Below are 25,675 nucleotides of genomic sequence, written 5' to 3' on the forward strand. Positions count from 1 at the left end.
AGGCGCTTGATGAGTGACGCCTTGCAGGTGGTGGCTTCCGTTGATGTGAGCGATTGTGGCGAACTAATGGCAAGGCTGGAAATCAACTCGTTCTATAGCGCCTATAGTTTTGATGCATGGTTTTGAGGCGTGGGCGATAAAAGTGGGCGCAATTTTGCACAAGGAGGGTGCGCGGTGGGCGTTGCGTAAAAATAACTTATTGAAAAATAAAGATTTATGCCGGTGGCACGAGGCTTGCGAAGGCCTTGGCGTCCTGGGTGACAAGGAGTTCGGCATGATCCGCAACTTTTACGATGAGATGTACGATGCTGGCGGGCAGGTTCGCCCGCATTACCGGGAGTTTGCCCGGTGGTTGGGAAATACGCCGCCTGAGCTGTTGGCTCAGCGGCGTCGCGAGGCCGATCTGCTGTTTCATCGTGCCGGAATTACCTTCACGCTCTATGGCGACGAGCAGGGCACCGAGAGGTTGATTCCTTTCGATACCATCCCGCGCAGCATTCCGGCCACTGAGTGGCGGATTGTCGAGCGCGGCTGTATTCAGCGAGTCAAAGCGCTGAACATGTTTCTGGCCGACCTGTATCACGAGCAACGGATCATCAAGGCCGGGATCGTGCCTGCCGAACAGGTACTTGCCAATGAGCAGTACCAGTTGGCAATGCAGGGGTTGAACCTGCACCGCGATCTGTATTCGCATATTTCCGGCGTGGACCTGGTGCGCGACAGTGACGGCACTTATTACGTGCTCGAAGACAACCTGCGCACCCCCAGCGGTGTGAGCTACATGCTCGAAGACCGCAAGATGATGATGCGCCTGTTTCCCGAGCTGTTTGCGGCGCAGCGCATCGCGCCGATCGATCATTACCCGAACCTGTTGCTCGATACCCTGAAAAGTGCCAGCCCGCTGGATAACCCCAGAGTCGTCGTGCTGACGCCGGGGCGCTTCAACAGCGCATTTTTCGAGCATGCGTTCCTGGCGCGGGAAATGGGCGTCGAGCTGGTAGAGGGGGCTGACCTGTTCGTGCGTGATGACCGGGTCTATATGCGCACCACTTCCGGTCCGCGGCCGGTCGACGTGATCTACCGACGTCTGGACGATGCATTTCTCGACCCGCTGGCGTTCAGGCCTGATTCGGTGCTGGGTGTTCCGGGCCTGCTGGCAGCCTACCGCAGCGGCAACGTGGTGCTGGCGAACGCGGTGGGTACCGGCGTTGCCGATGACAAGTCGGTTTACCCGTATGTGACCGACATGATCCGCTTCTATCTTGATGAAGAGCCGATCCTGATGAACGTGCCAACCTGGCAGTGCCGCAAGCCTGAGGAGTTGTCTCACGTGCTGGCCAATCTGAAAGATCTGGTGGTCAAGGAAACCCAAGGCTCCGGCGGCTACGGCATGCTGGTCGGCCCGGCGGCAACGGCAGCCGAGATCGAAGCCTTCCGGGCCCGCCTGATTGCCCGGCCACATGCGTATATCGCCCAACCCACCCTGTCCCTGTCGACCTGTCCGACTTTCGTCGAGAACGGCATCGCCCCGCGACACATTGATCTGCGCCCCTTTGTCTTGTCTGGCCGCGAAACTCGCGTAGTGCCCGGCGGGCTCACCCGTGTGGCCCTGCGTGAAGGCTCGCTGGTGGTGAACTCGTCTCAGGGCGGCGGAACCAAGGACACCTGGGTGGTCGAGGATTAAGGATGCCTGCCTATGTTGAGTAGAACTGCCTCTGATCTGTTCTGGATGTCACGTTACCTGGAGCGGGTTGAAAACCTCGCACGGATGCTTGATGTCAGTTACTCGTTGTCATTGATGCCCCAGGACGGGCGTGGTGACGGCCTGGATGAAATCGCCATGCCGCTGTTGATCACCGGCACCCTGGATGCCTATCGAGAGCGTCATGGCGAACGGCATGCCGAACGCATGCTGCACTTCTTTGCTCTGGATGCCAGCAACCCGGCCAGTATCTACAGTTGCCTGGGTGCCGCACGGGCCTGTGCCCACGCGGTACGCGGGCGAATTACCGCTGATATGTGGGAGAACATCAACTCCACCTGGCTGGAAATCCGCGACATCGCCCAGCAGGGCCTGAACCGCTATGGCATGAGCCGCTTTTGCGAGTGGGTCAGGGAGCGTGCCCATCTGTTTCGCGGTGCAACCTACGGCACCATCATGCGCAACGATGCCTTCAGCTTCATTCGCCTGGGGACATTCATCGAGCGTGCCGACAACACTCTGCGCATGCTCGATGCGCGCTACGAGATGCTCGAGCTGCGTGGTTCGCATGTGAAAGCGGCGGCTGACAGCTCTGCTGCCGGCTATTACCAATGGAGTGCGTTGCTGCGTGCCTTGTCGTGCTTCGAGGCCTACACCGAGCTCTATCGCGAGGCGCCTGGAGCCCGGCATGTGGCCGAGTTGCTGTTGTTGCGCGCCGATACGCCACGTTCATTGCTGGCGTGCCTGGAAGAACTCGATGAAGTGCTTAGCAGCCTGCCCGGCATCAACGGGCGGCCCGCCCAGCGCATGGCCGCCGAGCTGCATGCGCGGTTGCGTTTCACCGGCATTGATGAGGTTCTGGAAGCAGGGCTGCATGCATGGTTGAACGACTTCATCCCTCTGGTCGCCGATCTGGGCGATGCGATCCACACTTCCTATCTGGAGGCTGCATGAGACTCTCCATCAGTCATGAGACCAGTTATCACTATGAGGCTCAGGTACGAGCCAGCATCCAGTACCTGCGCCTGACCCCACACGACAGCGAGCGCCAGAAGATTCTCAGTTGGCAACTGAACCTGCCGCGCCCGGTGCGCCCTCAGGTCGACCCATACGGCAATATCCTGCACGTGCTGACCCTCGACGAGCCGCATCAGGCCATTGTGATCGGTGCTCGTGGTCAGGTAGAAATCGACCCGCGCTGCGAGGCCGAGCCTGACAGCCAGTCGCCGTTGCCGTTTCTGCGCTCGACCCGGCTGACCGAGGCTGACGAAGCACTGCGCTCGTTTGCCGCCAGCCAGTGTCAGCGTGGCACTGACCGTACTGCCCTGATCGGCTTGATGCATGCCTTGAACCAGCACATGGTCTATACGCCGGGCAGTACCGAAGTCGAAACCAGTGCGGCGCAAGCCTTCGCCGGCCGCAGCGGGGTCTGTCAGGACCACACCCATGCGTTTCTGGCCTGCGCGCGCAGCCTGGGCGTGCCGGCGCGCTATGTGTCGGGTTACCTGTGCACTGCAGACAGCGACCACCTGTCCAGCCATGCCTGGGCCGAGGCCTGGATTGATGACGGCTGGTACAGTTTTGACGTGACCAATCAACTGGCCATTCCTGAGCGGCATCTGAAGGTGGCGGTTGGGCTTGATTACCTGGATGCGTGCCCGGTGCGCGGTATGCGCCGTGGCGGCGGCTTCGAGCAGATGCATGCCCGAGTGCTGGTGTCGCCTGCAGCACCGATTGCCGCTGCGCAGACGCAAGTGCAGCACCAGTGAGGGCCGGGCGGGCTGTCTGAGCGCCCGCCATTTCACCATATGCGCGAGAAGCCTCGGGGTTTAGCCCGAGGTCGAGAGCGCGGACGCCGCAGGCGTCCTGGTTGGGAGTCTGCTGTTCTTCGATGTATTGGCGCAGGATTTCAATCGGCGCACCGCCGCAGCTAGAGGCGAAGCAGGATGGCGACCAGAGGACACCCCTTCGCTTGAGCCAAGGGTGGAAATCCCCGAACTGCTTACGCAGCAGTCTGGATGATACCCTCTTGAGTGAAGCCACCCGATTCGACAACGCCACCCATGGCTTGAAAGACCAAACCATAATTCATGCCATGAACCACACCAGGACCCTCAAGCTCCGAATCAAAGACAAGCACGCGAAAACGCTGCTTGCGATGGCGCGCGAGGTCAATCTGGTGTGGAACTACTGCAATGAAACGAGTCATCGCGCCATCCGGGAACGCCACCAGTGGCTCTCCGGTTTTGACCTGCAAAAGCTGACCAATGGATTAAGCAAATGCGACGGCGTGCAGATCGGCTCGCCAACCGTGCAGCAGGTTTGCGAGGACTACGCCAAGGTCCGTAAGCAGTTCAAGCGTTCCAGGCTCAATTGGCGGGTGTCCAGCAGGAGCAACCCCAAATACAGTCTGGGCTGGATTCCATTCAAGGCGCGTGCCTTGCAATACAAGAATGCTCAGATTCAGTTCGCCGGGTTCAGGTTTGGCCTGTGGGACAGCTACGGTTTAAGTCAGTATGCCCTGCGGGCCGGCAGTTTCAGTGAAGATGCCAGGGGGCGCTGGTATCTCAATATCTGCGTGCAGGTTCAGAGCAAGCTGTGCATCGGCACTGCCGCAGTTGGCATCGACCTGGGCCTTAAAGCGGCGGCGACAACGTCTGAGGGCCAAGTGCTGATAGGGCGCCAATATCGCACCCTGGAGCAGAAGCTGGGCATCGCTCAGCGTGCTGGCAAGAGGGCACGTGTTCGCGCCTTCCATGCCAGGATCAGGAACCGGCGCAAGGATGCGCAACACAAGTTCCCAACCGCCCTGGTTGAGCGCTGCGCCGCCATTTTCGTTGGCGATGTAGCCAGCGCAAGACTCGTAAAGACCCGAATGGCCAAATCCACGCTTGATGCAGGATGGGGCCAACTCAAGACAATGCTGGAGCAGAAGTGCCAACGGGCAGGCGTTGTTTTTGAGGTTGTAGCCGAGCGTTATACCACCCAGACGTGCTCGTGCTGTGGAAGCATTTCCACCAGCAGTCCGAAAGGCAGAGCCGGTTTGCGAATAAGAGAATGGACTTGCGTGTGCTGCGGTACAGCCCACGACCGTGATGTAAACGCGGCCCGGAACATTCTCGCGGCGGGGCATCGCCGTCTAGCTGTAGGAATCCCCGCTCTTTAGGGCGGGGAGGATGTCAATGACGACTACTCGGCGGGGTCGTCGGTGATGTCATAGAGCGCGTTGTGCAGCTCTTCGTAGTTACCGCCATTGATGACGCTCAGGTAACCGGCCTTGTTTAGCTGGTCCTGGGCTTTGTTGGCTTTCTGATCGCTGCTGGCGAAAATCACGAATACCGTATTGCGGTCGGTCAGTACCTGCTTCATCTGGTTGACCAGCCGCACCGGGTCGACCCGCACTGCGTTGAGGACAGTGCCTGCGTCATATTCGATCTGGCTGCGCACATCCACCGCCAGACGGCCTTCTTTCAACGCAGCCACGGCGACGGCCTGAGTGACTTCACCGGCCTGCGCGCCTGCGCAAGCAACCAGCGTTACCAGGGCTATCCACTGACGCATGAGCCTGTCTCCCTTGATCCTGATGGATAAAGAGTGGCACAGACTTGGGCCATTCGACAGCACGTGGTGTTATTTCAGCCGAACAGACGGGTCAGGTTCGGCACGATAAGTACCAGTAGGGTGCCGAACAGAATGAGCCCCGCTTGCCGCAGTTTCGTGTGTTTGAGCATGGCTGACTGCCTTTTGTTGTTATTCCTGAGCGACAACAGCCCACCGGATTTCTTGCGGGAAATCGGTTGGACTGGCAAAGGTAAAGCCATCTGGGCAGTTGGGTGTGGTCTCCGACCGACGTTCCCCGGCGCTGTATAAAGAATTATTGCGCCCTGCCTTTTCTACAGATTTAACCTTAGAGCCCGCGTTTCATAAGGCTTAGAACTATTTGGTCTTTATGTTTTTATTGAAAGATCTAAAAAATATCAAAAGCCGACCGCCATCTGGCCGATCCTCTGATTAGACACTTCGGTTTGCGCTTTACCGTTCGTCTGGCGGCCTTGAAGCTCAGGTTGGAGCAAAGCTGTTTACGGGGTGGGCCTGTCAGCGACAACCCTGTACCTGTCAGCGAACTGGCAGCGCGGCGTATACACCTTGATTTGCAAGGGGTATCAGGGCAGGCTTGGCGCGCCGATCTACTCAACTTCACCGCTTCAGGTCAATTCTTCATGCCGTTACGTATCTGCATCCTGGAAACCGATGTCCTGCGCCCGGAACTGGTCGATCAATATCAAAGCTATGGCCGCATGTTCGAGCGGCTGTTCGCCCGCCAACCGATCGAGGCCCGGTTCGTTATCCATAATGTGATGCAGGGCGATTACCCGGCCGAAGGCGAGCGCTTTGATGCCTACCTGGTGACCGGCAGCAAGGCCGATTCGTTTGGGAGCGATCCGTGGATCCAGACCCTCAAGGTCTATCTTCTGGGGCTGTACGAGCGAGGTGAAAAACTGCTGGGTGTCTGCTTCGGCCATCAACTGCTGGCCTTGCTGCTGGGCGGCCAGAGCGAGCGTGCTGCCCAGGGGTGGGGCGTCGGTATTCATCACTACCGGTTGGGCAATGAGGCGGCATGGATGACTCCGGCGCTTGAGAACCTGACACTGCTGATCAGCCACCAGGACCAGGTCACCCGCCTGCCGGAAAACGCGACAGTGATTGCCTCAAGCGAGTTCTGCCCGTTCGCGGCCTATCACATTAATGATCAGGTGCTGTGCTTCCAGGGCCACCCCGAGTTCATCCATGACTATTCCAGAGCGTTGATGGACATTCGTCAGGAGTCACTGGGCGCGGCCCTGTACGACCGCGCAGTGACCAGCCTGGTGGAGGATCACCACGGCAGTATCGTGGGTGAATGGATGATGCGCTTTGTGGCGCACAAGACCGTTTAGTCGCAATACTGTTCAATTAGGTACTGTATGCCCTCGGTGGGAGCAGCACCTAATTGACCAGCATTGTGTTGAGCTGATGATCTGCTACAGCCAGCCTGAGCGCTTGAAACTGGCAAACAGTGCGGTGCAGCCGCCGACGATCACCCCCAGCACAATGAAGTAGCCGTAGTGCCAGTTCAGTTCCGGCATGTTCTGGAAGTTCATTCCGTAGATGCCGGCAATCGCGGTAGGGAAGGCCAGGATCGCCGCCCAGGCGGCGAACTTTCTCTGGATCAGGCCCTGGCGTGATGACTCCAGCAGCAAGCCGATTTCAATGGTCTGGCTGGCCAGGTCACGCAGGTTGGCCAGGTCTTCCATCTGCCGTTTGACGTGAATCTCGACATCCCGAAAATAAGGACGCATGTTCTTGTCGATGAATGGAAAACTGAGCTTTTGCAGTTCTTCGCCGACCTCGACCATGGGCGCCAGGTAGCGCCACAAACGCAGCAAATCACGGCGCAGGCCGTGAATGCGCTGGATCTGCGCATCGTTCATCACGCCATTGAGCACGCTCTGTTCCAGTTCTTCGAGCTCGCAATGAATGGCTTCGGCGACCGGTTGATAGTTCTCGGTGACAAAGTCCAGTAGCGCGTAAAGCACGAAGTCCTCGCCGTGAGACAGCAGCAGCGGGCGCGCTTCGCAGCGTTGGCGCACCGCGCTGTAGGACTTCGAATGGCCATTGCGCGAGGTAATGACATAGCCCTTGCCGGCAAAGATGTGGGTTTCGATGAATACCAGCTTGCCGTCTTCCCTGACCGGCGCATAGGTGACGATGAACAAGGCATCGCCAAAGGTTTCCAGCTTTGGTCGGCTATGCACCTCAAGGGCGTCTTCGATGGCCAGCTCATGCAGGTTGAACTGCTTCTTGAGGCTGGCCAGCTCATGCGGGTCGGGCTTTTCCAGGCCAATCCAGACAAAGTGACCTGGCTTGGCGGCCCAGGTTGCACCTTCTTCCAGAGTAATATCGCTAACTTTTCTGCCTGCGCTGTAAACCGCTGCTGCAACTACTCGGCCCATATCGGTATCGCTTCTTCCGGATGCTGGTTCAGGTTGATCAGAGTATTGCAGCAGCCGCGAGTTCGGGCATCAGACAAGATGTTGGCGATCGAGCTCTATGGCTGCGTCGAGGGTTTCCAGCAGTGCGCGGCGGGCCTTGAGTTTGGTGTTGCGATGCGCGGTCATGTTGATTTTTTTCAACTGCCCGGCCACTTGGCGTGCGGTTTCAATCAAATCCTGGGGGGCGACCACCTGATCGAGAAAGCCGGCCTCACGTGCCGCTTGCGGGCCGAACATCTCGGCGTTGATCACCGAGCGGTGAAAGGCTGATTTGCGCAGCCGGTCGCGGGCCAGCTCGATGCCGACGTTATGCATGGTCATGCCGATCTGCACTTCATTCAGGCCGATCTGGAACGGGCCCTCGACACCGATCCGGTAGTCGGCCGACAGCAGCAGGAAGGCGCCTTTGGCCACGGCATGGCCAGGGCAGGCCACCACGATGGGGAAGGGGTGGGCCAGCATCCGCCGGGCCAGAGTCGAGCCCTGGGCGACCAGCGCGATCGCCGCTTCCGGGCCTGAGGTCATCACCTTGAGGTCGTAGCCGCCGGAAAGAATGCCCGGCTGGCCGGTGACGATCACCACTGCGCGATCCTGCACGGCCTGGTCCAGCGCGGCATTGAACGCATCAATGAGCAGCGGCGAGATCGCATTGACCTTGCCATTGTTCAGGGTCAGGGTGGCAATGCCTTCTTCGAGCTGGTACGAGATCAGGTCACTCATGGCGCAATTCCTTATTGGCGTATTCGGCAGACGTTACCCATGCAAAGGGTGCAGGTAAAGAACTGACTAACCGGTCATCAAAAGCCCGATTGGACACGCCACCGCTGCTGGCTGCTGCACCCGGTCTGGGTATGGATCAGGACTGGATGTCGTTGAACGAGCAGTACTCATCCCATTCCATGCCGAGCGCTTCGGCAACCTGGCGGTGGGCTTCCAGGCGCATTTGCTGGCGTTGCTGCTCAGACTCGGCAATCAGCTCGATGGCCAGCTCCCAGGCCTCGATCCCTTGTTCATCAGCCGCATCTTCAAAGGCCCACTGCACCTGTTGCTGTTGCTCTTTGGCGCTGAGCTGGCTGATTTCATCCTTGAGCGTCGGGTGGGTGGCCAGGTATTTGGCCAAGGCGGCTTCTTGCCACTCGTTCATGTTCATCATGCGGCTCCTCGGGTGCGTGGCATCACGGTTGATGCCCAAGGGCGCCATTATCGTTGGCGCATGCTGCCTGGCAAGCCTTGCGGTATCGCTTCGTTGCTGCCCATCGCGCGGCGCAGCGCTTCATCGAACGACGACTGGCCGGCACTGGGGTCGAAGCACTCGCTGTAAAATTGCTTGCCGGCGCATTTGGAGGCGACGGTGGGCGCGGGAAGCCGGTTCTCCTGCAGCTTCTTGTAGTTCTCGCCCTCAATCACTTTGGCGTTGGTCTTGCCGCTGATCTGCAGGTTCTTGATTGCCCGCAGATGAACTTCATGGACATGCTCACGAGGCGTGTCCGGGGTCATCAGCGGCGGGCCGGGGCGCTGCACGGTGGTTTCACCGCGATTGAGCGGGCAGGGCGTGGCGGCGTAGCCGATTTTGCCTTCCGGTGAAACACACTTGAATATTTCGCCCTGCGCGTAGTCGCACAGAACAATAGCCAGCGCGAATGCGATCAATGATGAACGGCGTTTCATCTGCTCCTCCCTGAGTGGCGCAAGGCTACCATTGCCGCGCTTCAGGGAACAGTCCCTGGCACCGTTCGTCTGCCGGGCTGCACCATTGTCAACGGCTTGGTTCCCACAGCTATGAACCCATTCATTCCTGTCGCGGAGGCTGCACATGCCGACCCATAAAAATGACCCGCTACCCACCGGCAAGCCGGATTTCGACCCCGATTCACCGGATCTGGAAGACCCGCAGATCGACCCGCCAGAACCTGCCAAGTCACCTGACGACAAGCCACCGGCAGGCGATTACCCGCCCTATAACGAGAATAAGTAATCGGCGCTATGGATTGGCCTGCAGATACTCCAGCAGGTCTTCCATGCGTTGCTCATTGCCCATCCACCAGAGCTTCATGCGGGTGCCTGGCACCATGCCGTCGGGATCCTTGACCAGTGTTGCGATGTTCTCGCGGGTCCAGACAATTCCGGAGTTGTGCATGGCGTCCGTGTATTTGTAGTCGGCCGTAGCCCCGGCGTTACGGCCGATCACCCCGTTAAGCTGGGGGCCGAAGGCGGCTCGTGCATGCGGGCCGATCTTGTGGCAGCCGGCACACAGTTTGGTAAATACCGCCTTGCCGGCCTCGGCATCCCCCGCGCCATAGGCACTGCCGGCCGCCAACAGCGCCAAAAGCAGTAATACGGTGTTCTTCATGGGGCCTCGTCAGCACGATTTTCAAGGCCGGGATGCTAACCCACACCGATGGTGAGGAAAACCGGGTCTGTGGTCATGAGCGTGGACAACCTATGTCAGCCGGGTTGTCACCCCAGCCAAAGCCTGCTTGAAGGACGGCAGGCCCTCGCTGGTTTAGATCTGGTTTTCAAACGGTTTGCCAGCCCTGCTGAGCCGTCCAGCGCCACAGGCGCGGTTCGCCGTGGCGGTCCTTGCGCTGCGCTTTGCAAACCATCGCCTGCTGATCGTCATGCCAGAGCAGTTCAGGGAAGGTCATTGAGACCAGCAGGCCGCTGGCAACCTGATCGACGCTGATCTCGGCCTGCGGGCTGTGCAGCGGCTCAAGCGGGTTGTCCAGCGTGCGCAGGCTGTGCGGCAAGTGCAACTGCCAATCGAACACCGGGCCACCCGGCGGCGCGGGGGACGGAAATGGCTGCTCATGGGCCTGGCGCAAAATGTCCCACTGGTTCTGCGCAATCCACAGATCGGCAACCTGAACCATCTTGTGCGGCTGCGAGTGGGCGATCAAATCGTCGATCATCGCGCTCCAGGTCTTGTTGGAAACCAGCGGGCTTTCCCGGCCGGTGATTGTCAAGTTGCCGACCAGATCGATCTCCCAGAAACGGCTGTCGACATCGCAGACATGCAGCAGGTGTTGCTTGCGGTCGTAGATCATCAACGGCCAGTGGCTGCGCGAAGGTGCTGGGGTCACGAAATAGCGTCCGTTTGGAGAGAAGCCGCTCGACGCACCGCCGCCGTAAATGACGCTGCCATCAGGCAATAGGTAATCGCACACGGCAGGCCCGCCCATGACAAACTCGCTGCAAGACAGCACCCGCACTGCCTCGCCTTCGGGGCTAAGCGGCGCCTGACCGCTCCAGGCGTTGGGTCCCGGAATGTCCAGGGGCGTGCATTCGGTAATCCGCGGCTTGCTGTGCGGCTCGGGAATATTGAGCCTGGCGAGCTTCTGCCAGCCCTTATGCACCACCACAAGCATGATGAAGCACAGGATGCACACCAGCGCCCCGGTAAAGCCGGACGACACCAGGCTACCCAGCAGATAACTGACGCCGAAACAGCTGCCCAGCATCCACATGAAGGTACTGTCTACTTCACCGCGAATGCGGTTCTCTAGCCACTCGGCAAGGTGCGCCAGGACCCAATAGGCGATGATCAGGGCCGGCGGCAGATAGAGCGGGATGACAAAGGGAATGACCAGCAGCGCCAGGTTGAGCAACAGCTTTACAAGCACGATGAAGAAGTTGTCTTTGTCTTGATAGGGAATGCCAGACATCGTGCCAGCTCAGGTTTTTTCAGAAGGCCATGATCATAACCGTGACGCGGGCAGGGCGACGACGCTGTTGGGTGGATTTCGGGACGGGGTTCGCAGCCTTTGCCAATCAGGCCTTTTGCGGATGGGGTAACCCACGCCAGGCCGTGGTTTTGCACACGGCCTGCGTGAGCTGCACGCGCTCAGAGATCTTTCTTGGCCTCTTTGTCGACCTGCTTGTCGGCCTTGTGTCGTTCATCATCGGCGTGCCGCGCACCTTTATCGACTTCATCAGCATCGTGCTTGACGCCCTTATCGAGCTCTTTGGCGTCATGCTCGACCCCTTTGTCCAGCTCGCGGTTGTCATGGCGAACGCCCTTTTCCAGTGGCGTCTCGGCAAACGCCTGTGCCGACAGGGTGGCGGCCAGAACCAGAGCGCCTGCCAGGGCCAGAATCGGTTTACGCATGGTATTACTCCTGAATTCGACGACCAGTCCGTCATGGACTGCTGAATTTCAAGCTAGCTCAGGGGGCGGGTAATGGCAGGCCGTTGGTCGGCAGTTCGAGGCCCGAAGCGCATCGCTTAATCGGCAAGGCAGAAAAACACGTATCGTTTTAATGAAAAACACAATAAATGTAGACACAGGTATTTCATTTCGTGGTCAAATCCTGCGTATGAACGAAACCATCGGAAAACGCATCAAGCGTCTCAGAACGGCCGCAAAGATGTCGCAGGCTCAGCTTGCGCAAGCCTGCGGCTGGAAATCGCAATCACGGGTGGGCAACTATGAGGCTGACTCGCGCGAGCCCTCGTTTGCCGATATCGAGGCCATTGCCACGGCCCTGCAAATCGACAAATCGCAGCTGTTGCTGGATATGCGCGCGCTGCAGCCGGGTGGGGGCCTGACCAACCTGCCAGCGCCTGCCAAGACTTCTGCCGCTGATCTGGTGACCCAGATGCTGGTCAGGCACGGCAAGAACCTCGACGAGCAAGCGCGCAAGAAGATCGCTGACGCAGTGCGCGACACTGCAGATGAAGTGAGTGCCGGCAATGTGATCCAGGCTGATTTTTCCGGGTTGAAGGCCACGCCGGACGAAATCGTGATTCGTCAGTACGACATACGCGGCTCGATGGGGCACGGCCAAATACCGCCAGATTACAAAGAGGTCATCCGCAACCTGATCATCAGCGAAGATGTGTTGCGTGAAAAGGGCGTGACCTACACCTCCAGGCACTCTCTGGCGATGATCACTGGCTGGGGCCAGAGCATGGAAGGCACGATCAACGACAAAGACCCGGTCATTGTGGATCGTGGCGTCAATGAGTTCATCGGCGACGGCGTGTACGTGATCACCTGGCACGACATGCTGTACATCAAACGCCTGCAGGTGTTCGATGCTGAGCGGTTCTGGCTGATCTCGGACAACGAGAAGCACAAGGACCAGCAAGCCCGTATCGAAGACGTGACCATTCACGCCAAAGTGCTGCTGGTCTGGAATGCCAAAAAGGTCTGAGGCCAATACAGTTCGGTTAAGCGCCGCATACCCGATGGGAGTGGCCGGTCGGCGCTCCGGTTGCGGACGAAGAAGCCAGCACATTCGCAGCAATTGCTCTGACTTTGCCGGCCTCTTCGCTACCAAGGTAGCTCCCACAGAGGTATACAGTGCCTAAACGAACAGTATTGGATCTATGGCTGATTTAGCCTGAACGTTTGCGGGTGCCGGTCAGTCCGGTACCTGTCGCCACAGCCGGAGCGCTCTTGCCCGGCTGCTCTCGCCAATCTGTCGTGCTGGCCGCAAAGCCCCCCCTCGTTGGTTCAGAAAGGCGCTGCTTCGACGGTCTCGACCTCTGCCTGCTCCACTATCCGATCCTCATCGGTCGGCTTGACCCATTCCAGCAGCACGCCCCCGTCATCCTGAAAGGTCATATTGATCCCGTCGGTTTCCGCCAAAAGCTCCATGACCGCCTCCCATGCCTGATCCGTGTCTGTGTCCAGCCGGTGGATCAGCGCGGCACAGCGTTCCTGGGCTCTGGGTGAATTGATCATCTCTGCGATACGCAACCCCAGCCGTTCTACCTCGCTCATTACCCGTGCTTCAGGCGTGTTCTGCTTGGTCATAGCGATCTTCCTTTTCTGTATATATATCCAGTTGTTGCGAGAGGATATAACACGTTGCGTGGCTTGATAACCCTTCGCGATAGGAAATTTCAGCAACGCCCGCAAGAAATAAAAAACACATTAGGTGTTTGACTAATAAATCACGATAGGTGATATTGGTGTCCGTCGCAGCAAGCAACGCACGGCGACAGACAGGCTGGAGGTTCTCCGGCCAGTAGTCGGCAGCGAATTACCGAGTCAACCCCGCAAGGCGAAAGCATCAAGCGGAACGGACCTGGAGCAACAGTTTTTTGAAACGGATTTCTGGCCCCTGAACAAGTGAGGCCGGATGCAGAGTCAGCTTGTATGTCGCCTTTCGTCACTAGCGATAGCGTGGTGGGCATGGCAGATAAAGGAAGATTATGCAGATGCTTAAAGATTGCAGATGCGGTAAGTGCAACAGACTTCTCGCCCGTGTGGGCGGTTTTACCGAACTCCAGATCAAATGTTCCCGCTGTGGAACGTTGAATCATGTGAAGGCCACGAGCCTCGAGAAAGCGCCTTTGAGCGAGCAAAGCGCGGCCAGTCCGTGCGATTTGAATTCCGCTCAACATCAATCATCGAGGTGAACCATGAAACTACACAACAAACTCCTGCTGGCTATGGCGCTGGTGTCTTCACTTACGTCTGTCAGTGCTGTGGCTGCGACCCAGACGTGGAACCTGGCTCGTGATATGTACCTGATGGATAACGGCATCCCGGCGGGCTCGCCCTGGTCTTTCATGCGCAACACGACGGCAACGAGTGCTTCGGCCAACTACACAGCGTTTCCGTTGTTCTATGCCCAATGCCCTGGCGGCCCGTCACTTTGCTGGCGTGCTGCAGCTACAGGAGCGGGGTCTATTGCTATCCCCAAGCAAACCTTTACTGGTGGCGGTGGCGGCTACAGCCTGAAGCAGGGTGACGTTTACGCTCACCCTGGCCCTGCCTTTCAAACCATCTTCCGCTGGGCCAGTCCCGTCGAAGGTGTTGTCAACGTGCTTGGGCGGGTGAACGATCTGGATCGCTCTTGCGGTGACGGGATCAGATGGTCGCTGAATCTGGGCGACACCGTGATCAAGTCCGGCAGTCTGGCAAATGGTGGTAGTGCGCAGATCAAGGCAGACGACGTGGCTGTTACCAAAGAGTCGTCGCTCTATCTGGTCATCGACAAGAAAGGGAATTACAGCTGTGACTCCACGAGTGTTGATCTGCTGATTGCAAACTAACGCTGCTGCTTCGCTGACTCTCGACAGCTTCTGATAAGCCCGCCACCGAGCGGGCTTTTTTCTGGGAAAAACTCAAATGGCACGAATTGACGCAATACAGGCCGGCGGCATTAACGTCCTGGCGTTCCTCGACATGCTCGCCTGGTCGGAGGGTACTTCCACCATCAAGGCCTCTGACGATGGCTACAACGTGCTGGTCGGCGGCACGCTGTTCAGCGACTACAGCGCGCACCCTGGGATGCTGGTCGACCTGCCGCGCTACCGGATCAAATCCAGCGCAGCCGGCCGTTACCAGTTTTTGGCACGCACCTGGAACGCCATTGTGCGCAACTACGGCTTCAAGGGCCGGTTTATTCCCGAGGCTCAGGATCTGGCCGCGATCAAGCTGCTGATCGAGTGCGGCGCGATGCCGTGCATCAAGGCCGGTGACATCAAGACGGCTATCGCCAGGGCCGCGCCGATCTGGGCCAGTTTGCCCGGCGCCGGTTATGGCCAGCGAGAGCACAAGCTTGCCAGCCTGCTGCAGATTTACGCTGCCGAGCGGGCTCGGGAAGACGCATCGGAGGCGGATCTGTTGGCCATGTATTCTGCTTGCGGCGGGGTGCTGATATGACGCGCCTGGTCCTGATTGCGGGCCTGCTGCTGCTTCAGGGCTGCGCCGTTCAGGCCATGCGCTACGCAACCGGTGCCTATTGCGCGGCTCCGGAGCCGGCGCGCCTGGCAAACCGTATTCTGGTCAATGCCTCAATTGCGCCCGATCGCATTGAGGTCACTTGCGGCGGCGCGCCATGACCGGCCGCTTCCCTGATCCTTTGGTACTGCAGGCCTACGCCAGAGGCGAGTGGGTGCTGATGCACGACTTCCGCTACCAGTCGGCTGACGGCGAGACCTACACAGCGCCGAAATACTTCATCACCGATCTGGCGTCCACACCCTGGATTGTCAGGCCATTGCTGACCGGAATTGAAGATCGTGCATGCGGTGTGATCCATGATCTTCTTTATTGCGTAAATCAGTTGTCCCGAGCTGTATGCGATGCACTGTTTTACGAAATGCTGCTCGTGGCCGGTGCCGATCAGCGTCGGGCGGGCCTGATGCACTGGGGATTGAGGGTCGGCGGGGGGGCGCGCTATAGCGCTTGCGCAGGCGGGATGAAAGTTGAGGATCTGGCGTTTGAGCTGATGAGCGAGGCTGAGAGGATGGCGTGGCGGGCGAGGCTCAAACCGAAAGACATGAGAGCCCCAAGTTGATACTGGCGAAATGGAGTTAAAAAATTATCGCGCTGTCAGACTAATGCTATAGCGTGCGCTCGGGTGGTGTCGGATAATTTTTGTTCCTGACAGCCCTCCGTATTATTCCGCCCCCTCGCAGCGTTGAAGCTCGGATAACATGGAGATTTTGTATGGATACTTCCCTTGTAGGCATGAATGCCTACGGGACGAACGGCGTGCATCTTGGGCAAATGTGTAGTGATAGATGCATACGCAAGGATGGTGTTGTGATATTCAGGATCATTGATTTTAAGGTCTATTCGATGCATTCCCAGTGCCTGGGACGTTACGCAAACGGAGTTGGAACGCATTGGGGAGGGGGTGTGATTTTCTCGCTTTTGGAGGGTGACGATCTGAACAGCAATGCCGGTTGGTCATAAAATCAGCTCATTCTCCGAAAAAAAGATGGCAACCAGCTATCTATCAGATAATTTGATGCCCAATTGGATCGCAAGGTGAGCGGCATGAACGGCATCGGCAGGCGATTGAAATATGAGCGCATCAGGCTTGGCTTTACTCAGGCCCAATTCGGGTCCGTCGGTGGTGTGGCAACTAACGCACAAGCGCACTACGAAAGCGGTGTGAGAGTACCTCGAGCAGATTATTTTGCGGGTGTCGCGGCAGCGGGCGCGGATGTCATGTATGTGTTATCAGGCGGTCGCTCCAGACCCTGCGGGGTAGCTCTGCCTGAGCATGAGCGCTTTTTCATTGAAAGCTATAGATCGCTGCCTGGTAGTGGGAAGCATCTGATTCACCAGCTGCTTGAGATGCTTTGTGATGAGCGCTTCGTTCGGTGCTTGATGTGTCATGTTCAGCACGTTGGCTCTTGTGGGTATGACACTCAAAATGCAATGTCGCCTGACTGATGGTTTTTTGAGGGGATTTGGTTCGGCAGAACGCCGGAGATCGCCATGAATGGCCGGAGGCGGCCTGTTGCGGCCTGAGAGTTGTTCTTTTTGCCCTAAATTTGCCCTAAAGCTATAGGGCGCAAAAGAAAAAGCCCCGATTTTATCTAGTAAAATCAGGGCTTTAACTTACATCGAATATGGCGGTGAAAGAGGGATTCGAACCCTCGATACGATTTCTCGTATACACACTTTCCAGGCGTGCTCCTTAAACCACTCGGACATCTCACCGTATCTCGTTTCGGACGTTGCGTCCGTCGAGGTGCGCTAATGTAGTCGAACGTTTTTCCTTATGCAAATGTTTTTTTCAGATTTTTCATGTGCTTAAGCAAAAAAGCCGTCCTGGTGGGGTTATGGGTTCTGCAGGAATACCACGTAACCCTTGAACCAGGGACTGTCTTGTAAAAAATCCGGCTCTTGCCATTCGCCACCCTGGATCAGGCCGACCTTGAACGGCAGGCCCAGGCGGCTCAGGCGCGGCAGGTAAGCGCCGTAGTCGGGGATGCTGTGGCGGCCCTGGTAGGTCTGGACCACGACTTCGTCGATCACGCCGTTGAGTTGGCCAATCACGCTGGTGTCGGCGTTGCTGCTCCAGTCCATCAGGCCGGTGATGCTCAGGCGGTAGTCGGCCGGCAGGCGCTGGCGCAGGTCGCGCAGGAAGGTCACGTATTCGTCGAGGTGGCGGGTGCGGGCGTCGAAGTCGATCTGGACGCCGACCACCGGGTTGCCGGCCCTGCGCCAGCGCTCGACCTGAGCGAGCAACTGGCGATATACGGTGTCGGGCCAGCGCAGGGTGTGGGCGCGGTAGACGATCCACAGCTGTTTTTGCGGCAAGCGGGCCACGCCCGGCCCTTGAGCGATGAAGTGCACCTGCGGGTCGCGGCGTGACTGGCTGATCTGGCCTTGCAGCACGTAGAGCGTATTGGCGTGTTGCAGCACCGGCTGCTGGTCGACGCCGGCCCATAGCCAGAACTGGTCGTAGTGGCTGGCGTCTACCGCCGCATGGCCGGGCTCAGTCGCCAGTAGGCAACTGAGCAGCAGCCAGGGCCAGGTTTGCATCATGGCTTTACCAGTAATACTGCAGGGTTTTGCCCCACTGAGTGCTGGCGTAGCTGCCTTTGAGCTGGCGGAACCAGGCTTTGCGGGTGGCCGGCTCGACTTCCTGGCCGCCACAGCTGTTGTAACCCGAAGGTGCATAGCAGTTGATGGCGCGAAACAGCGCATAGGCTTTGTCGTCACGGCCTGCCTTGGGGTTGTCGATCACCTGGCGATAGCCGTCGAGCCGCGAGAACACCTCGCCGGCAAAGCCCGGTGCGCTGCCTCCTAGGGTGTCGGCATCGCGGCGCTGATCCAGCGGCATGCTGTCGAGGCGGTTGCGCAAGATGAACTCGCCCAGGCAATTGAGCGCCTGAGGGTCTTTGCTATCAGCCTGCAAGGCGGCAGCGGTCTGAGCGATGCTCGGGCAGCTGTAGCCAGACTCGGCCTTGTCGCCTTGCCACTGGAAAAGTTCCAATGATGGACCTTGCTGGTAGACGTAGCCCAGGCCGTAGCCCAATTGCTCTTTGGGCAGCGGTTCAGGCAAGCGTTTGAGGTCTTGTGCGAAGTCGGCATAGCGACCGCGCAGCAGGTCTTTGTAGAGCAGCACGAACAGCGCCAGGTTGCGTTCGCTGGTGTCCAGCCCGTTCAGGGTCTGCTCGCGCAGCAGTTGCGCATCGGCCACATGGCTGAGCAGGATGTTACGCACTTGCCGGGATTGGATCGGCGAGTCGGCGGCAAACACGCCGGACAGTTGCTCGTCGTGCTCGTAGCTCATCGACAGGGCCAGCTCCAGTTGCTCGCGTTGCAGCGGCGCCTTGGCCATCGGCAGGATGGCGAGCCACGTCTGTTGTGCACCCTTGAAGTCCTGGCGAGCTTGCAAGGCCAGGCCGCGCAGCATTTGCTGGCTGAAGCTCAGATAACTCAGGGTGTCGCCTGCGGCAGGTGGCTGCGGCAAGTGCTCCAGTGCCTTCGCTGGATTGTCTTGCACATAAAATGCGTGGGCGGCCAGCAGGTAGTCATAGATGGCCGGATCGTTGGCAAATACCGGCTGCTGGGCCTGCAGATCTTCCAGCGACAGGCCGGGACGGGCCTGTTCGCGCATGCTCATCAGGTCAATGACCGCCAGCAGCAGAGGTTCTTGCAGCGTATGGGCACGGTTGATGAGTAACTTGATATCGATCTCGTTGATCAAACCATCCAGGCTGGCGTTGCGCTGTGCGTCGCTGGCTTGGGTCAACTGCCAGACATATTCGTCAGCCAGCTTGTCGTCGTTACCGGCCAGCCAGTGTACGCGGCGCAGCAAGCCGCGCGCTGATGCCGCGTAATCACCTTGCGGCCATTGGGCCAGGTATTGCTGGAACGCCTGGTCAGCGCGACCCAGCAAGGCCAGGTCCAGGCGATCAGGGTCGATTTCACCGTACTCAGTGAAGCCCGTTTCTTGCACCTGGTTGAGCAGGGTGCGAGCACTCATGTAGGCAGCGGTCTGGTTCAGCCATGGCTGGCGGCTGTCGGCCAGGCGGGCGAATCCGCTGGCGGCTGCATCAAAACGACCACTGTAGAAGTCCGCTGCTGCACCCAGGTAGAGAGCAAATGCCTGTGCCTCACTGGATGCCAGGTTGCCCGGTAGCAGGCTCGTTTGCTGGTCCGGATCCCAACTGCAGGCACCGAGCATTTGCAGACGGCTGTCGGCCAGTGCCTTGCGCTCGTTGTCTGTCAGTTCGGGGCTGTTCAGCACGGCGCTAATGAAGGCCGTGGCGCTGGCCTGATCGTTACTGCGGCAACGGCTGCCTTCACCTTGCAGAAACTCCTGCCCGGCGGTTGTTGCCGGTCGGCTCAGGCCCAGTCGTTGCAGTGGTGCAGCCAAGGGGTCGACAGCCTGGCTGGTTGGTTGTGCGTCGGCAGGCGTCGCTTCTGGCCTGAGCCGGTAAACCGGGAATGGCACCTGACCGTAGCCTTGTTCCAGGTCGAGGGCTTGCAACGGCTGCGGGCTTGGCGGCAGCACGCCTTTGTCGGCCAGCAACAGGCGCAGGTTGATCTGGCTATCGTTGCCAGGGCTGAGAAAGGTCAGGTTGCTGCACGGCTCCAGATTGTCCTTGATCAACGACCAGCGCGGGTAGCAGGAGTCGTCGCTGCTGGCCTGGGCTTGAAGGGAAAACGCGCAGCCGACAGTCACTGTCAGGGCAATCAACAACCGCATGTGCATGAAGAGTCCTTGAATCATGGCTAGAACACAGGCGCAGATCATAGCCCGCCTTGTCCGTCATGTCCGTCATGCACGGCGGTGTGTTGAAAATTCCCACAGGGTTCACAGCATTCTGCTGAGGGTGTCGTCCTTGCGGATGAAGTGATGCCAGAGCGCGGCGGCAATGTGCAGGCCGACCAGGTAGTAAAACAGCGAGGCGAACAGCTTGTGCAGGTCTTCAAAATACTCGGCGGTACGTCCCGAGGTCGGCAGCGGCCAAGGGATGGCCAGCCCGGTGAACAGGATCGGCAGTTCGCCTTTTTCTACCAGTACGGTGAGCATGCCCAATATCGGCTGCACGAACAGGAACCCGTACATCAGGTAATGCGTCACTCGGGAGGCCACGCGTAATCTGTTGTGCAGGGGCGGGGTAATGGCTGGCGGCGCATGACGGCGTCGTTCGGCCAGGCGAAAGAACGCTAGGCCCAGCAACAGGATGCCGGTCAGGTAATGCCCTTGCACCACCATCATGCGGTATTCGGAAAAGCGGCTGAACTCACTGCGGCACAGAATCAGGCCATAAGCCAGGACAACCAGCAGTGCCATGAGCCAATGGAGCCAGCGGGCCTTTGCGGTATAGCGTGCGATTGACGAAGCGGCCACGGCTCGGTTCCTGTCGTCGTCTTGAATGAAATCAGCTTAGCCGGTTTTGCTGCGTTTCCAGCGAGTGGAAAAATCTGTCACCGGTGGCTCTCAGCCCCCTGTGCAAGCAACCCGCGTGCCGTTTCAGGTTTCAGTGTTCAGTAAAAAACCAAGCGCCCCGCCAGGTGCGTGGGCCGCGCCATCACAGGCTTTGCCCGCACCTATGAGCGGGTAAGTGCTGTGCGCGGCATAACGCTCATTTATCGCTGACCAGCGTTGCATTCTGCGCGTTGGTCGATAAACGACGGAACCGGCTCGTTTGGCAAGCTTCATATGCAGTGATTGCCCTCAAGGAGTAAACGTTCTTGACCCGAGCCCATACGCCCGTCGGCCAATTGCAGCCGGTATCGGCCAACCTCTCACTGAATGTACTGACCATGAATATGCATATGGGCTTTGGCTTTTTGAATCGGCGCTTCATCCTTCCCGAACTGCGTGAGGCCGTGCGCAGCGTGTCGGCCGATGTAGTGTTTCTGCAGGAAGTGCACGGTGAGCACCAGCGCCATGCCAGCCGGGTCAAGGACTGGCCGAGCATCTCGCAGTACGAGTTCCTGGCCGACAGTATGTGGAGCAGCTACGCCTATGGCCGTAATGCGGTTTACCCGCATGGCGATCACGGTAACGCACTGCTTTCCAAATACCCGATCCTGCGCCACGAGAATCTCGACGTGTCCATTCATGGCACTGAAGAGCGCGGTCTGCTGCATTGTGTGCTTGATGTTGCACACCATGGCCAGATGCATGCGATCTGCGTGCATCTGGGCCTGCGTGAGAAGCACCGTGAGGCGCAGATCCGGCTGCTCGCGCAGCTGGTCAAGGGCCTGCCGGACGGTGAGCCGGTCATTGTGGCCGGCGACTTCAACGACTGGCGCCTGCGTGCCGATGCGCTGCTGGCCGGCACCGGGTTGCGCGAAGTGTTCGTCCAGCACACAGGGGCGCCGGCGCGCAGTTTCCCGGCGCGCTGGCCGCTGCTGCGGCTGGACCGGATCTATGTCGCCAACGCCACGACCCGGCGGCCGCAGGTGTTGAGCCATCGGCCCTGGTCTCATCTGTCCGATCATGCACCGCTGGCGGTGGAGGTGAGCTTATGAAACAAGGGCAATGGCGTGACGGTAACTCGGTTGAGTTGCTGATCAATGGCGAGGATTTCTTTACCGCCGTATTCCAGGCCATCCGCTCGGCACGCCGTCAGGTGCTGGTCGAGACCTTCATCATTTTTGAAGACCGGATTGGCGAAGGCTTGCAGCAGGCGCTGATCGAAGCGGCGGGTAATGGCGCACAGGTGGTGGTCACCGTGGATGACTACGGCACCTGTGATCTGAGTTCAGCGTTCGTCAAGCAAATGATCGATGCGGGTATTCATATCCAGTTGTTCGACCCGCAACCGCGTTTGCTGGGCATGCGCACCAATCTGTTTCGCCGTCTGCATCGCAAGGTGGTGGTGATCGATGGTGAGCTCGGCTTTATTGGCGGGATCAACTACAGCGTCGATCACATGACTGAAACCGGGCTGACTGCCAAGCAGGATTATGCGGTGCGGGTCCGTGGGCCGATCATTGCCGATATCCACCGCAGCGCCTTGGGCATGCTCAGCGCGGCGGTGCGTGAGCGGTTGGCGCCGGTGCCGCTGCGCCTCGAGCAGGCCGGCCATGCCCGGATGTTGTTGGCTGAACGGGACAACCGTCAGCACACCACCGACATTGAAGAGCAATATTTGCAGGCGATCAGGGCCGCCAATTCGCGGATCACCCTGGCCAATGCCTACTTCTTTCCCAGCTATCGGTTCTTGCGCGAGTTACGTAACGCCGCGCGACGCGGGGTCAAGGTCACCCTGATTCTGCAAGGCAAGCCGGACATGCCGTTCGTACGGGTCTGCTCAAGGCTGACCTACACCTACCTGTTGCGCGACGGGGTGGTGATCCACGAATACAAGCAGCGCGCGCTGCATGGCAAGGTGGCGCTGATCGACCATGAGTGGTCGACTGTGGGCTCCAGTAACCTCGACCCGCTGAGCCTGGCGTTGAATCTGGAAGCCAATTTGTTCATCCGTGATGCGCCACTCAATCAGCAGTTGCAGGAGCATCTGCTTGGGCTGGCGGCTGCCCACAGCGTGCCGATCACCCTCAAAGGGGCGGCGCGTGGCCAGTGGTGGAGGGCGCCGATGATTTTTCTGTGCTTCCACTTCCTGCGCCACTTTCCGGCCATCGCCGGGCTGTTTCCGGTGCACGGCATGCGCCTCAAGCCCCTGCGTGCGGCGGACGTGATGCCCGAGGCGCGGGTTGTTGAAGAGCGACAACAGGCGGCCCATGAGCTGTCCAATTCGGAGAAATCGTCATGAGCCAGGCTGGCGCTGCTGCATCCGAAACCCAATCAAGCAAATGGCTGTGGGCCAAACGCTTGCTCAATGTGTTTTTCATCGTACTGATCCCGGTGTTGCTGTTTCTGCTGGTCAAGAACCTTGATTGGCAGGAGGTCATGCAGGCTTTGCGCTCCTACAAGGCCAGTACCTTGTTCATCGCCGTGCTGGTGGCGGCCTGCAGCTACCTGGTCTACTGCGGCTTTGACATCCTGGCGCGCTTTTACACCCGGCATCGGCTGAGCATTGCCCAGGTCGTGCCGGTCACCTTCGTGTGCTACGCGTTCAACCTCAACCTCAGTTCCTGGGTAGGCGGCATTGCCTTGCGCTATCGGTTGTACTCGCGGCTGGGGCTGGATGTGCCGACCATCACCCGCGTTCTCAGCCTGAGCCTGATTACCAACTGGCTGGGCTATATGCTGCTGGCAGGTCTGGTATTCGCCTTGGGCTTTCTTGAGTTGCCGCCGGAGTGGGCGATTGGCAGCACGAGCTTGCAGCTGATAGGCGTGGCGCTGCTGATCCTGTGCGCGGCTTATCTGGCGGCTTGCCGGTTTTCCAAGCGCCGGTGCTGGACCATTCGCGGCCAGGAGATTGTCTTGCCGACCCTGAGTCAGGCGCTGATCCAGGCCAGCCTGGGTGCCTTGAACTGGTCGCTGATGGCGCTGGTGATTTACACCCTGCTGCCGGACAAAGCGTTTTACCCGGCAATTCTGGGTGTGTTGCTGATCAGCAGCATTGCCGGGGTAATTACCCACATCCCGGCCGGGCTCGGTGTGCTGGAAACCGTATTCATGACCCTGTTGGCGCACCAGTTTTCCAAAGGTACCTTGCTGGCGGCGCTGATCGGCTACCGGGCAATTTACTTTTTGCTGCCGCTGCTGTTGGCGGTGGTGGTGTACCTGGTGCTGGAAAAGCGCGCCAAGCGCCTGGGTCAGAAAAATCGCCAGGCGCTGGATGCTCAGTAGCGCGGTTCAGTGAGCGACTCTGGCAAACATCTTCACAGCGTCCACCGCGTGATTGGTGCCCTCGCTGATTCGCACGATGACCGAGCCGGCCTGGTCGGCGAGGTCAACGCCCTTGATCGCGTTGTTGCGGGTATTGTCCATGCTGTCGATGGCCTGGCGCGTTTCGTTCTGGATCATCCCGATCATCTCGGAAATCTCCGCCGTCGAGCGGCTGGTGCGCCCGGCCAATTGCCGGACTTCGTCGGCCACCACAGCAAAGCCACGGCCCTGATCACCCGCCCGTGCCGCTTCGATAGCGGCATTGAGCGCCAGCAGGTTGGTCTGCTCGGCAATGCTGCGAATGGTATTGACGATGGCCGTGATCTGCTCGGAGCGTGCGCCCAGTTGGGTGATGATCTTCGACGAATCTTCGATGCTCGATGAGATCTGGCGCATTTCCTGGGCGGCCTGCTGAATCACTTCGGTGCCGTGTTCGGTGACTTTGCGGGTCTCGACCGAGATGTGATACGCCTGGGCGGCACTGCTTGCATCACGTTCGTGCTGCTCAATACGCGGGGTGATATCGGCGGCGAACTTGATCACCTTCCACAGCTTGCCGCTGGCGTCGTAGATGGGATTATAGGTCGCCTCCAGCCAGACGGGCTGGCCGCTACGGCTGACACGCTTGAACTGGCCGCTGAACGATTCTCCCTTGTTCAGGCGTCGCCAGAAATCGGCGTATTCGTTGCTGTTGCTCTGCTCCGGCGGGCATAGCATGCGGTGGTTCTTGCCGATCAGATCGGTTTCGCTATAGCCCATGGTGCGTGTCAGATTGTCATTGACGGCCAGAATCCGGCCCTCAAGGTCGAACTCGATCACGGCCATGGCGTGGTCGATGGCTTCGAGCTTACGGCGCGCCTCGTTGTCGGCCTCGATTCGTACCGTGACATCGGTGGCGTATTTGATCACCTTGGTCACTTTGCCATTAGCATCGCGCACCGGGTTGTAACTGGCCTCAAGCCAGACGATGTGGCCGTCGCGGGCGACACGGCGGAAGGTCGAAGAAACGAACTCGCCGTTACGCAGGCGTGACCAAAGCCGATCGTACTCGCTGCTGCGGCCATCTTCAGGCGTGCAGAACATCCGGTGCTGTTTGCCAAGGATATCTTCGCGGCGATAGCCCATGGCGCTCAGGAAGTTGTCATTGGCATCGAGCACGACACCGTTCAGATCGAACTCGATACTGGCCATCGAGCGGTTGATCGCCTTTAGCAGGCTGGCCTGCTGCTCGACGAGCTGTTGCAGGGCAATAATTTCTTTAGTGTTTGATTTGAAGAACATAGCGGCAAGCTCACGAAGCGGCAGGCTCGGGTCCGGTCCATGATGATGCGAACAGGTTCGCATGCTTGTCCGTGTGCATTGAGCGCACTATAGATGGCACTTTGCTGCTTTGTACAATGCAATTTGTCTGAAGTTAAAAGATGTTAAGAGAGTTGCTCAAATCCCCCGGTCACTGTGAAAAATAGTGCGTTGTAGTG

General features: G+C 58.8%; 29 protein-coding genes, 1 tRNA gene and 1 pseudogene. 16 read left to right on the forward strand and 15 right to left on the reverse strand.

All coding sequences use genetic code 11. The features are described 5' to 3' along the window. The first annotated feature begins 274 nt into the window (after nucleotides 1-274). Genes PSCI_RS18685 through PSCI_RS18695 form a run of 3 tightly spaced genes read left to right on the forward strand, consistent with a single transcriptional unit; the run spans nucleotide 275 to nucleotide 3,471 of the window. Nucleotides 275-1,684 (forward strand): circularly permuted type 2 ATP-grasp protein, encoded by a 1,410-nt coding sequence (locus PSCI_RS18685; protein ID WP_045489936.1) that lies wholly within the window; start codon nucleotides 275-277, stop codon nucleotides 1,682-1,684. Between the two features lie 12 nt (nucleotides 1,685-1,696). Further along, complete coding sequence (locus PSCI_RS18690; RefSeq protein WP_045489938.1) at nucleotides 1,697-2,656, forward strand: alpha-E domain-containing protein; 960 nt, start codon at nucleotides 1,697-1,699, stop codon at nucleotides 2,654-2,656. Next, a complete protein-coding gene (locus PSCI_RS18695) occupies nucleotides 2,653-3,471 on the forward strand; it encodes a transglutaminase family protein (protein ID WP_045489940.1) in 819 nt (272 codons plus the stop codon). Before PSCI_RS18690 ends, PSCI_RS18695 begins: the two co-directional genes overlap by 4 nt. Nucleotides 3,472-3,571: 100 nt before the next feature. Here PSCI_RS18695 and PSCI_RS28705 read toward each other — a convergent pair. Next, nucleotides 3,572-3,775, reverse strand: a pseudogene (locus PSCI_RS28705) (IS200/IS605 family transposase); the annotation flags it as partial. Between the two features lie 22 nt (nucleotides 3,776-3,797). On the opposite strand from PSCI_RS28705, the gene PSCI_RS18700 reads away from it, so the two are divergent. Then, a complete protein-coding gene (locus PSCI_RS18700) occupies nucleotides 3,798-4,868 on the forward strand; it encodes an RNA-guided endonuclease InsQ/TnpB family protein (RefSeq protein ID WP_084710250.1) in 1,071 nt (356 codons plus the stop codon). Between the two features lie 23 nt (nucleotides 4,869-4,891). Here PSCI_RS18700 and PSCI_RS18705 read toward each other — a convergent pair whose 3' ends face one another. Next, nucleotides 4,892-5,263 carry a rhodanese-like domain-containing protein gene (locus PSCI_RS18705; RefSeq protein ID WP_045489942.1) on the reverse strand — a complete coding sequence of 124 codons (372 nt, stop codon included), beginning with the start codon at nucleotides 5,261-5,263 and terminating at the stop codon, nucleotides 4,892-4,894. A 659-nt stretch (nucleotides 5,264-5,922) separates the two neighbouring features. On the opposite strand from PSCI_RS18705, the gene PSCI_RS18710 reads away from it, so the two are divergent. Continuing rightward, on the forward strand, nucleotides 5,923-6,639 hold the full coding sequence (locus PSCI_RS18710) for an amidotransferase (protein WP_045494564.1): 717 nt from the start codon (nucleotides 5,923-5,925) through the stop codon (nucleotides 6,637-6,639). 84 nt (nucleotides 6,640-6,723) lie between these two features. Here PSCI_RS18710 and PSCI_RS18715 read toward each other — a convergent pair whose 3' ends face one another. The 4 genes from PSCI_RS18715 to PSCI_RS18730 all read right to left on the reverse strand — a co-directional run bounded on the left by PSCI_RS18715 (nucleotide 6,724) and on the right by PSCI_RS18730 (nucleotide 9,402). After that, on the reverse strand, nucleotides 6,724-7,695 hold the full coding sequence (locus tag PSCI_RS18715) for a magnesium and cobalt transport protein CorA (protein ID WP_045489945.1): 972 nt from the start codon (nucleotides 7,693-7,695) through the stop codon (nucleotides 6,724-6,726). A gap of 69 nt (nucleotides 7,696-7,764) precedes the next feature. After that, on the reverse strand, nucleotides 7,765-8,454 hold the full coding sequence (locus tag PSCI_RS18720; RefSeq protein WP_045489947.1) for a crotonase/enoyl-CoA hydratase family protein: 690 nt from the start codon (nucleotides 8,452-8,454) through the stop codon (nucleotides 7,765-7,767). Nucleotides 8,455-8,590: 136 nt separating this feature from the next. Continuing rightward, entirely contained in the window at nucleotides 8,591-8,884 is a 294-nt protein-coding gene (locus tag PSCI_RS18725; RefSeq protein ID WP_045489949.1) for a DUF6388 family protein, read from the reverse strand. A gap of 50 nt (nucleotides 8,885-8,934) precedes the next feature. Then, complete coding sequence (locus PSCI_RS18730) at nucleotides 8,935-9,402, reverse strand: DUF4124 domain-containing protein (RefSeq protein WP_045489951.1); 468 nt, start codon at nucleotides 9,400-9,402, stop codon at nucleotides 8,935-8,937. A gap of 145 nt (nucleotides 9,403-9,547) precedes the next feature. Here PSCI_RS18730 and PSCI_RS29540 point away from each other — a divergent pair, with 145 nt between their 5' ends. Next, complete coding sequence (locus PSCI_RS29540; protein ID WP_173426690.1) at nucleotides 9,548-9,709, forward strand: DUF6021 family protein; 162 nt, start codon at nucleotides 9,548-9,550, stop codon at nucleotides 9,707-9,709. A 6-nt stretch (nucleotides 9,710-9,715) separates the two neighbouring features. Here the strand turns inward: PSCI_RS29540 and PSCI_RS18735 are convergent, their stop codons facing one another. From PSCI_RS18735 to PSCI_RS18745, 3 genes are all read right to left on the reverse strand, one after another. After that, complete coding sequence (locus tag PSCI_RS18735; RefSeq protein WP_045489953.1) at nucleotides 9,716-10,084, reverse strand: c-type cytochrome; 369 nt, start codon at nucleotides 10,082-10,084, stop codon at nucleotides 9,716-9,718. A 166-nt stretch (nucleotides 10,085-10,250) separates the two neighbouring features. Then, a complete protein-coding gene (locus tag PSCI_RS28250) occupies nucleotides 10,251-11,396 on the reverse strand; it encodes a hypothetical protein (RefSeq protein WP_052483431.1) in 1,146 nt (381 codons plus the stop codon). 179 nt (nucleotides 11,397-11,575) lie between these two features. Next, on the reverse strand, nucleotides 11,576-11,839 hold the full coding sequence (locus tag PSCI_RS18745; RefSeq protein WP_045489955.1) for a hypothetical protein: 264 nt from the start codon (nucleotides 11,837-11,839) through the stop codon (nucleotides 11,576-11,578). A gap of 208 nt (nucleotides 11,840-12,047) precedes the next feature. On the opposite strand from PSCI_RS18745, the gene PSCI_RS18750 reads away from it, so the two are divergent. Continuing rightward, the gene (locus tag PSCI_RS18750; RefSeq protein ID WP_045489958.1) at nucleotides 12,048-12,887 is read left to right on the forward strand and encodes an XRE family transcriptional regulator; all 840 of its coding nucleotides are present in this window, start codon (nucleotides 12,048-12,050) and stop codon (nucleotides 12,885-12,887) included. Between the two features lie 302 nt (nucleotides 12,888-13,189). On the opposite strand, the gene PSCI_RS18755 is transcribed toward PSCI_RS18750, so the two are convergent. Then, complete coding sequence (locus PSCI_RS18755; RefSeq protein WP_045489960.1) at nucleotides 13,190-13,492, reverse strand: DUF1654 domain-containing protein; 303 nt, start codon at nucleotides 13,490-13,492, stop codon at nucleotides 13,190-13,192. Between the two features lie 401 nt (nucleotides 13,493-13,893). Here PSCI_RS18755 and PSCI_RS28715 point away from each other — a divergent pair, with 401 nt between their 5' ends. From PSCI_RS28715 to PSCI_RS29155, 6 genes are all read left to right on the forward strand, one after another. Beyond that, a complete protein-coding gene (locus PSCI_RS28715; protein ID WP_144403277.1) occupies nucleotides 13,894-14,100 on the forward strand; it encodes a Com family DNA-binding transcriptional regulator in 207 nt (68 codons plus the stop codon). Between the two features lie 3 nt (nucleotides 14,101-14,103). Beyond that, on the forward strand, nucleotides 14,104-14,739 hold the full coding sequence (locus PSCI_RS18760) for a hypothetical protein (RefSeq protein WP_045489962.1): 636 nt from the start codon (nucleotides 14,104-14,106) through the stop codon (nucleotides 14,737-14,739). A gap of 76 nt (nucleotides 14,740-14,815) precedes the next feature. Continuing rightward, entirely contained in the window at nucleotides 14,816-15,352 is a 537-nt protein-coding gene (locus PSCI_RS18765) for a glycoside hydrolase family 24 protein (RefSeq protein WP_045489964.1), read from the forward strand. Beyond that, nucleotides 15,349-15,531, forward strand: a complete 183-nt coding sequence (locus tag PSCI_RS18770) for a hypothetical protein (protein ID WP_045489966.1) — start codon at nucleotides 15,349-15,351, stop codon at nucleotides 15,529-15,531. The genes PSCI_RS18765 and PSCI_RS18770 overlap by 4 nt, the downstream gene beginning before the upstream one ends. Beyond that, the gene (locus PSCI_RS18775; protein WP_045489967.1) at nucleotides 15,528-15,989 is read left to right on the forward strand and encodes a DUF1353 domain-containing protein; all 462 of its coding nucleotides are present in this window, start codon (nucleotides 15,528-15,530) and stop codon (nucleotides 15,987-15,989) included. The genes PSCI_RS18770 and PSCI_RS18775 overlap by 4 nt, the downstream gene beginning before the upstream one ends. Before the next feature lie 485 nt (nucleotides 15,990-16,474). Further along, nucleotides 16,475-16,876: a helix-turn-helix domain-containing protein gene (locus tag PSCI_RS29155; protein ID WP_144403278.1), complete on the forward strand. Its 402-nt coding sequence runs from the start codon at nucleotides 16,475-16,477 to the stop codon at nucleotides 16,874-16,876. A 180-nt stretch (nucleotides 16,877-17,056) separates the two neighbouring features. Here the strand turns inward: PSCI_RS29155 and PSCI_RS18785 are convergent. The 4 genes from PSCI_RS18785 to PSCI_RS18800 form a co-directional block, all read right to left on the reverse strand. Then, nucleotides 17,057-17,146: transfer RNA gene (locus tag PSCI_RS18785), tRNA-Ser, on the reverse strand. Nucleotides 17,147-17,266: 120 nt separating this feature from the next. Next, entirely contained in the window at nucleotides 17,267-17,974 is a 708-nt protein-coding gene (locus tag PSCI_RS18790) for a DUF3142 domain-containing protein (protein WP_045494570.1), read from the reverse strand. A 7-nt stretch (nucleotides 17,975-17,981) separates the two neighbouring features. Further along, entirely contained in the window at nucleotides 17,982-20,156 is a 2,175-nt protein-coding gene (locus PSCI_RS18795; RefSeq protein ID WP_045489971.1) for an outer membrane assembly lipoprotein YfiO, read from the reverse strand. Between the two features lie 102 nt (nucleotides 20,157-20,258). Next, entirely contained in the window at nucleotides 20,259-20,798 is a 540-nt protein-coding gene (locus PSCI_RS18800; protein WP_052483433.1) for a cytochrome b, read from the reverse strand. Between the two features lie 344 nt (nucleotides 20,799-21,142). Between PSCI_RS18800 and PSCI_RS18805 the strand changes: the two genes are divergently transcribed. From PSCI_RS18805 to PSCI_RS18815, 3 genes are read left to right on the forward strand one after another with little or no spacing between them, the layout of a single operon-like run. After that, the gene (locus PSCI_RS18805) at nucleotides 21,143-21,928 is read left to right on the forward strand and encodes an endonuclease/exonuclease/phosphatase family protein (RefSeq protein WP_045489973.1); all 786 of its coding nucleotides are present in this window, start codon (nucleotides 21,143-21,145) and stop codon (nucleotides 21,926-21,928) included. Then, nucleotides 21,925-23,175, forward strand: coding sequence for a cardiolipin synthase ClsB (gene clsB, locus PSCI_RS18810; RefSeq protein WP_045489976.1), 1,251 nt, complete (start codon nucleotides 21,925-21,927; stop codon nucleotides 23,173-23,175). Before PSCI_RS18805 ends, clsB begins: the two co-directional genes overlap by 4 nt. Then, nucleotides 23,172-24,158, forward strand: coding sequence for a lysylphosphatidylglycerol synthase domain-containing protein (locus PSCI_RS18815; protein WP_045489978.1), 987 nt, complete (start codon nucleotides 23,172-23,174; stop codon nucleotides 24,156-24,158). Before clsB ends, PSCI_RS18815 begins: the two co-directional genes overlap by 4 nt. Before the next feature lie 6 nt (nucleotides 24,159-24,164). Here PSCI_RS18815 and PSCI_RS18820 read toward each other — a convergent pair whose 3' ends face one another. Next, nucleotides 24,165-25,478, reverse strand: a complete 1,314-nt coding sequence (locus PSCI_RS18820; RefSeq protein WP_045489980.1) for a methyl-accepting chemotaxis protein — start codon at nucleotides 25,476-25,478, stop codon at nucleotides 24,165-24,167. Between the last annotated feature and the right edge of the window lie 197 nt (nucleotides 25,479-25,675).

Source organism: Pseudomonas sp. StFLB209, from assembly GCF_000829415.1.
In the GTDB taxonomy this organism is placed as follows: Bacteria; Pseudomonadota; Gammaproteobacteria; order Pseudomonadales; family Pseudomonadaceae; genus Aquipseudomonas.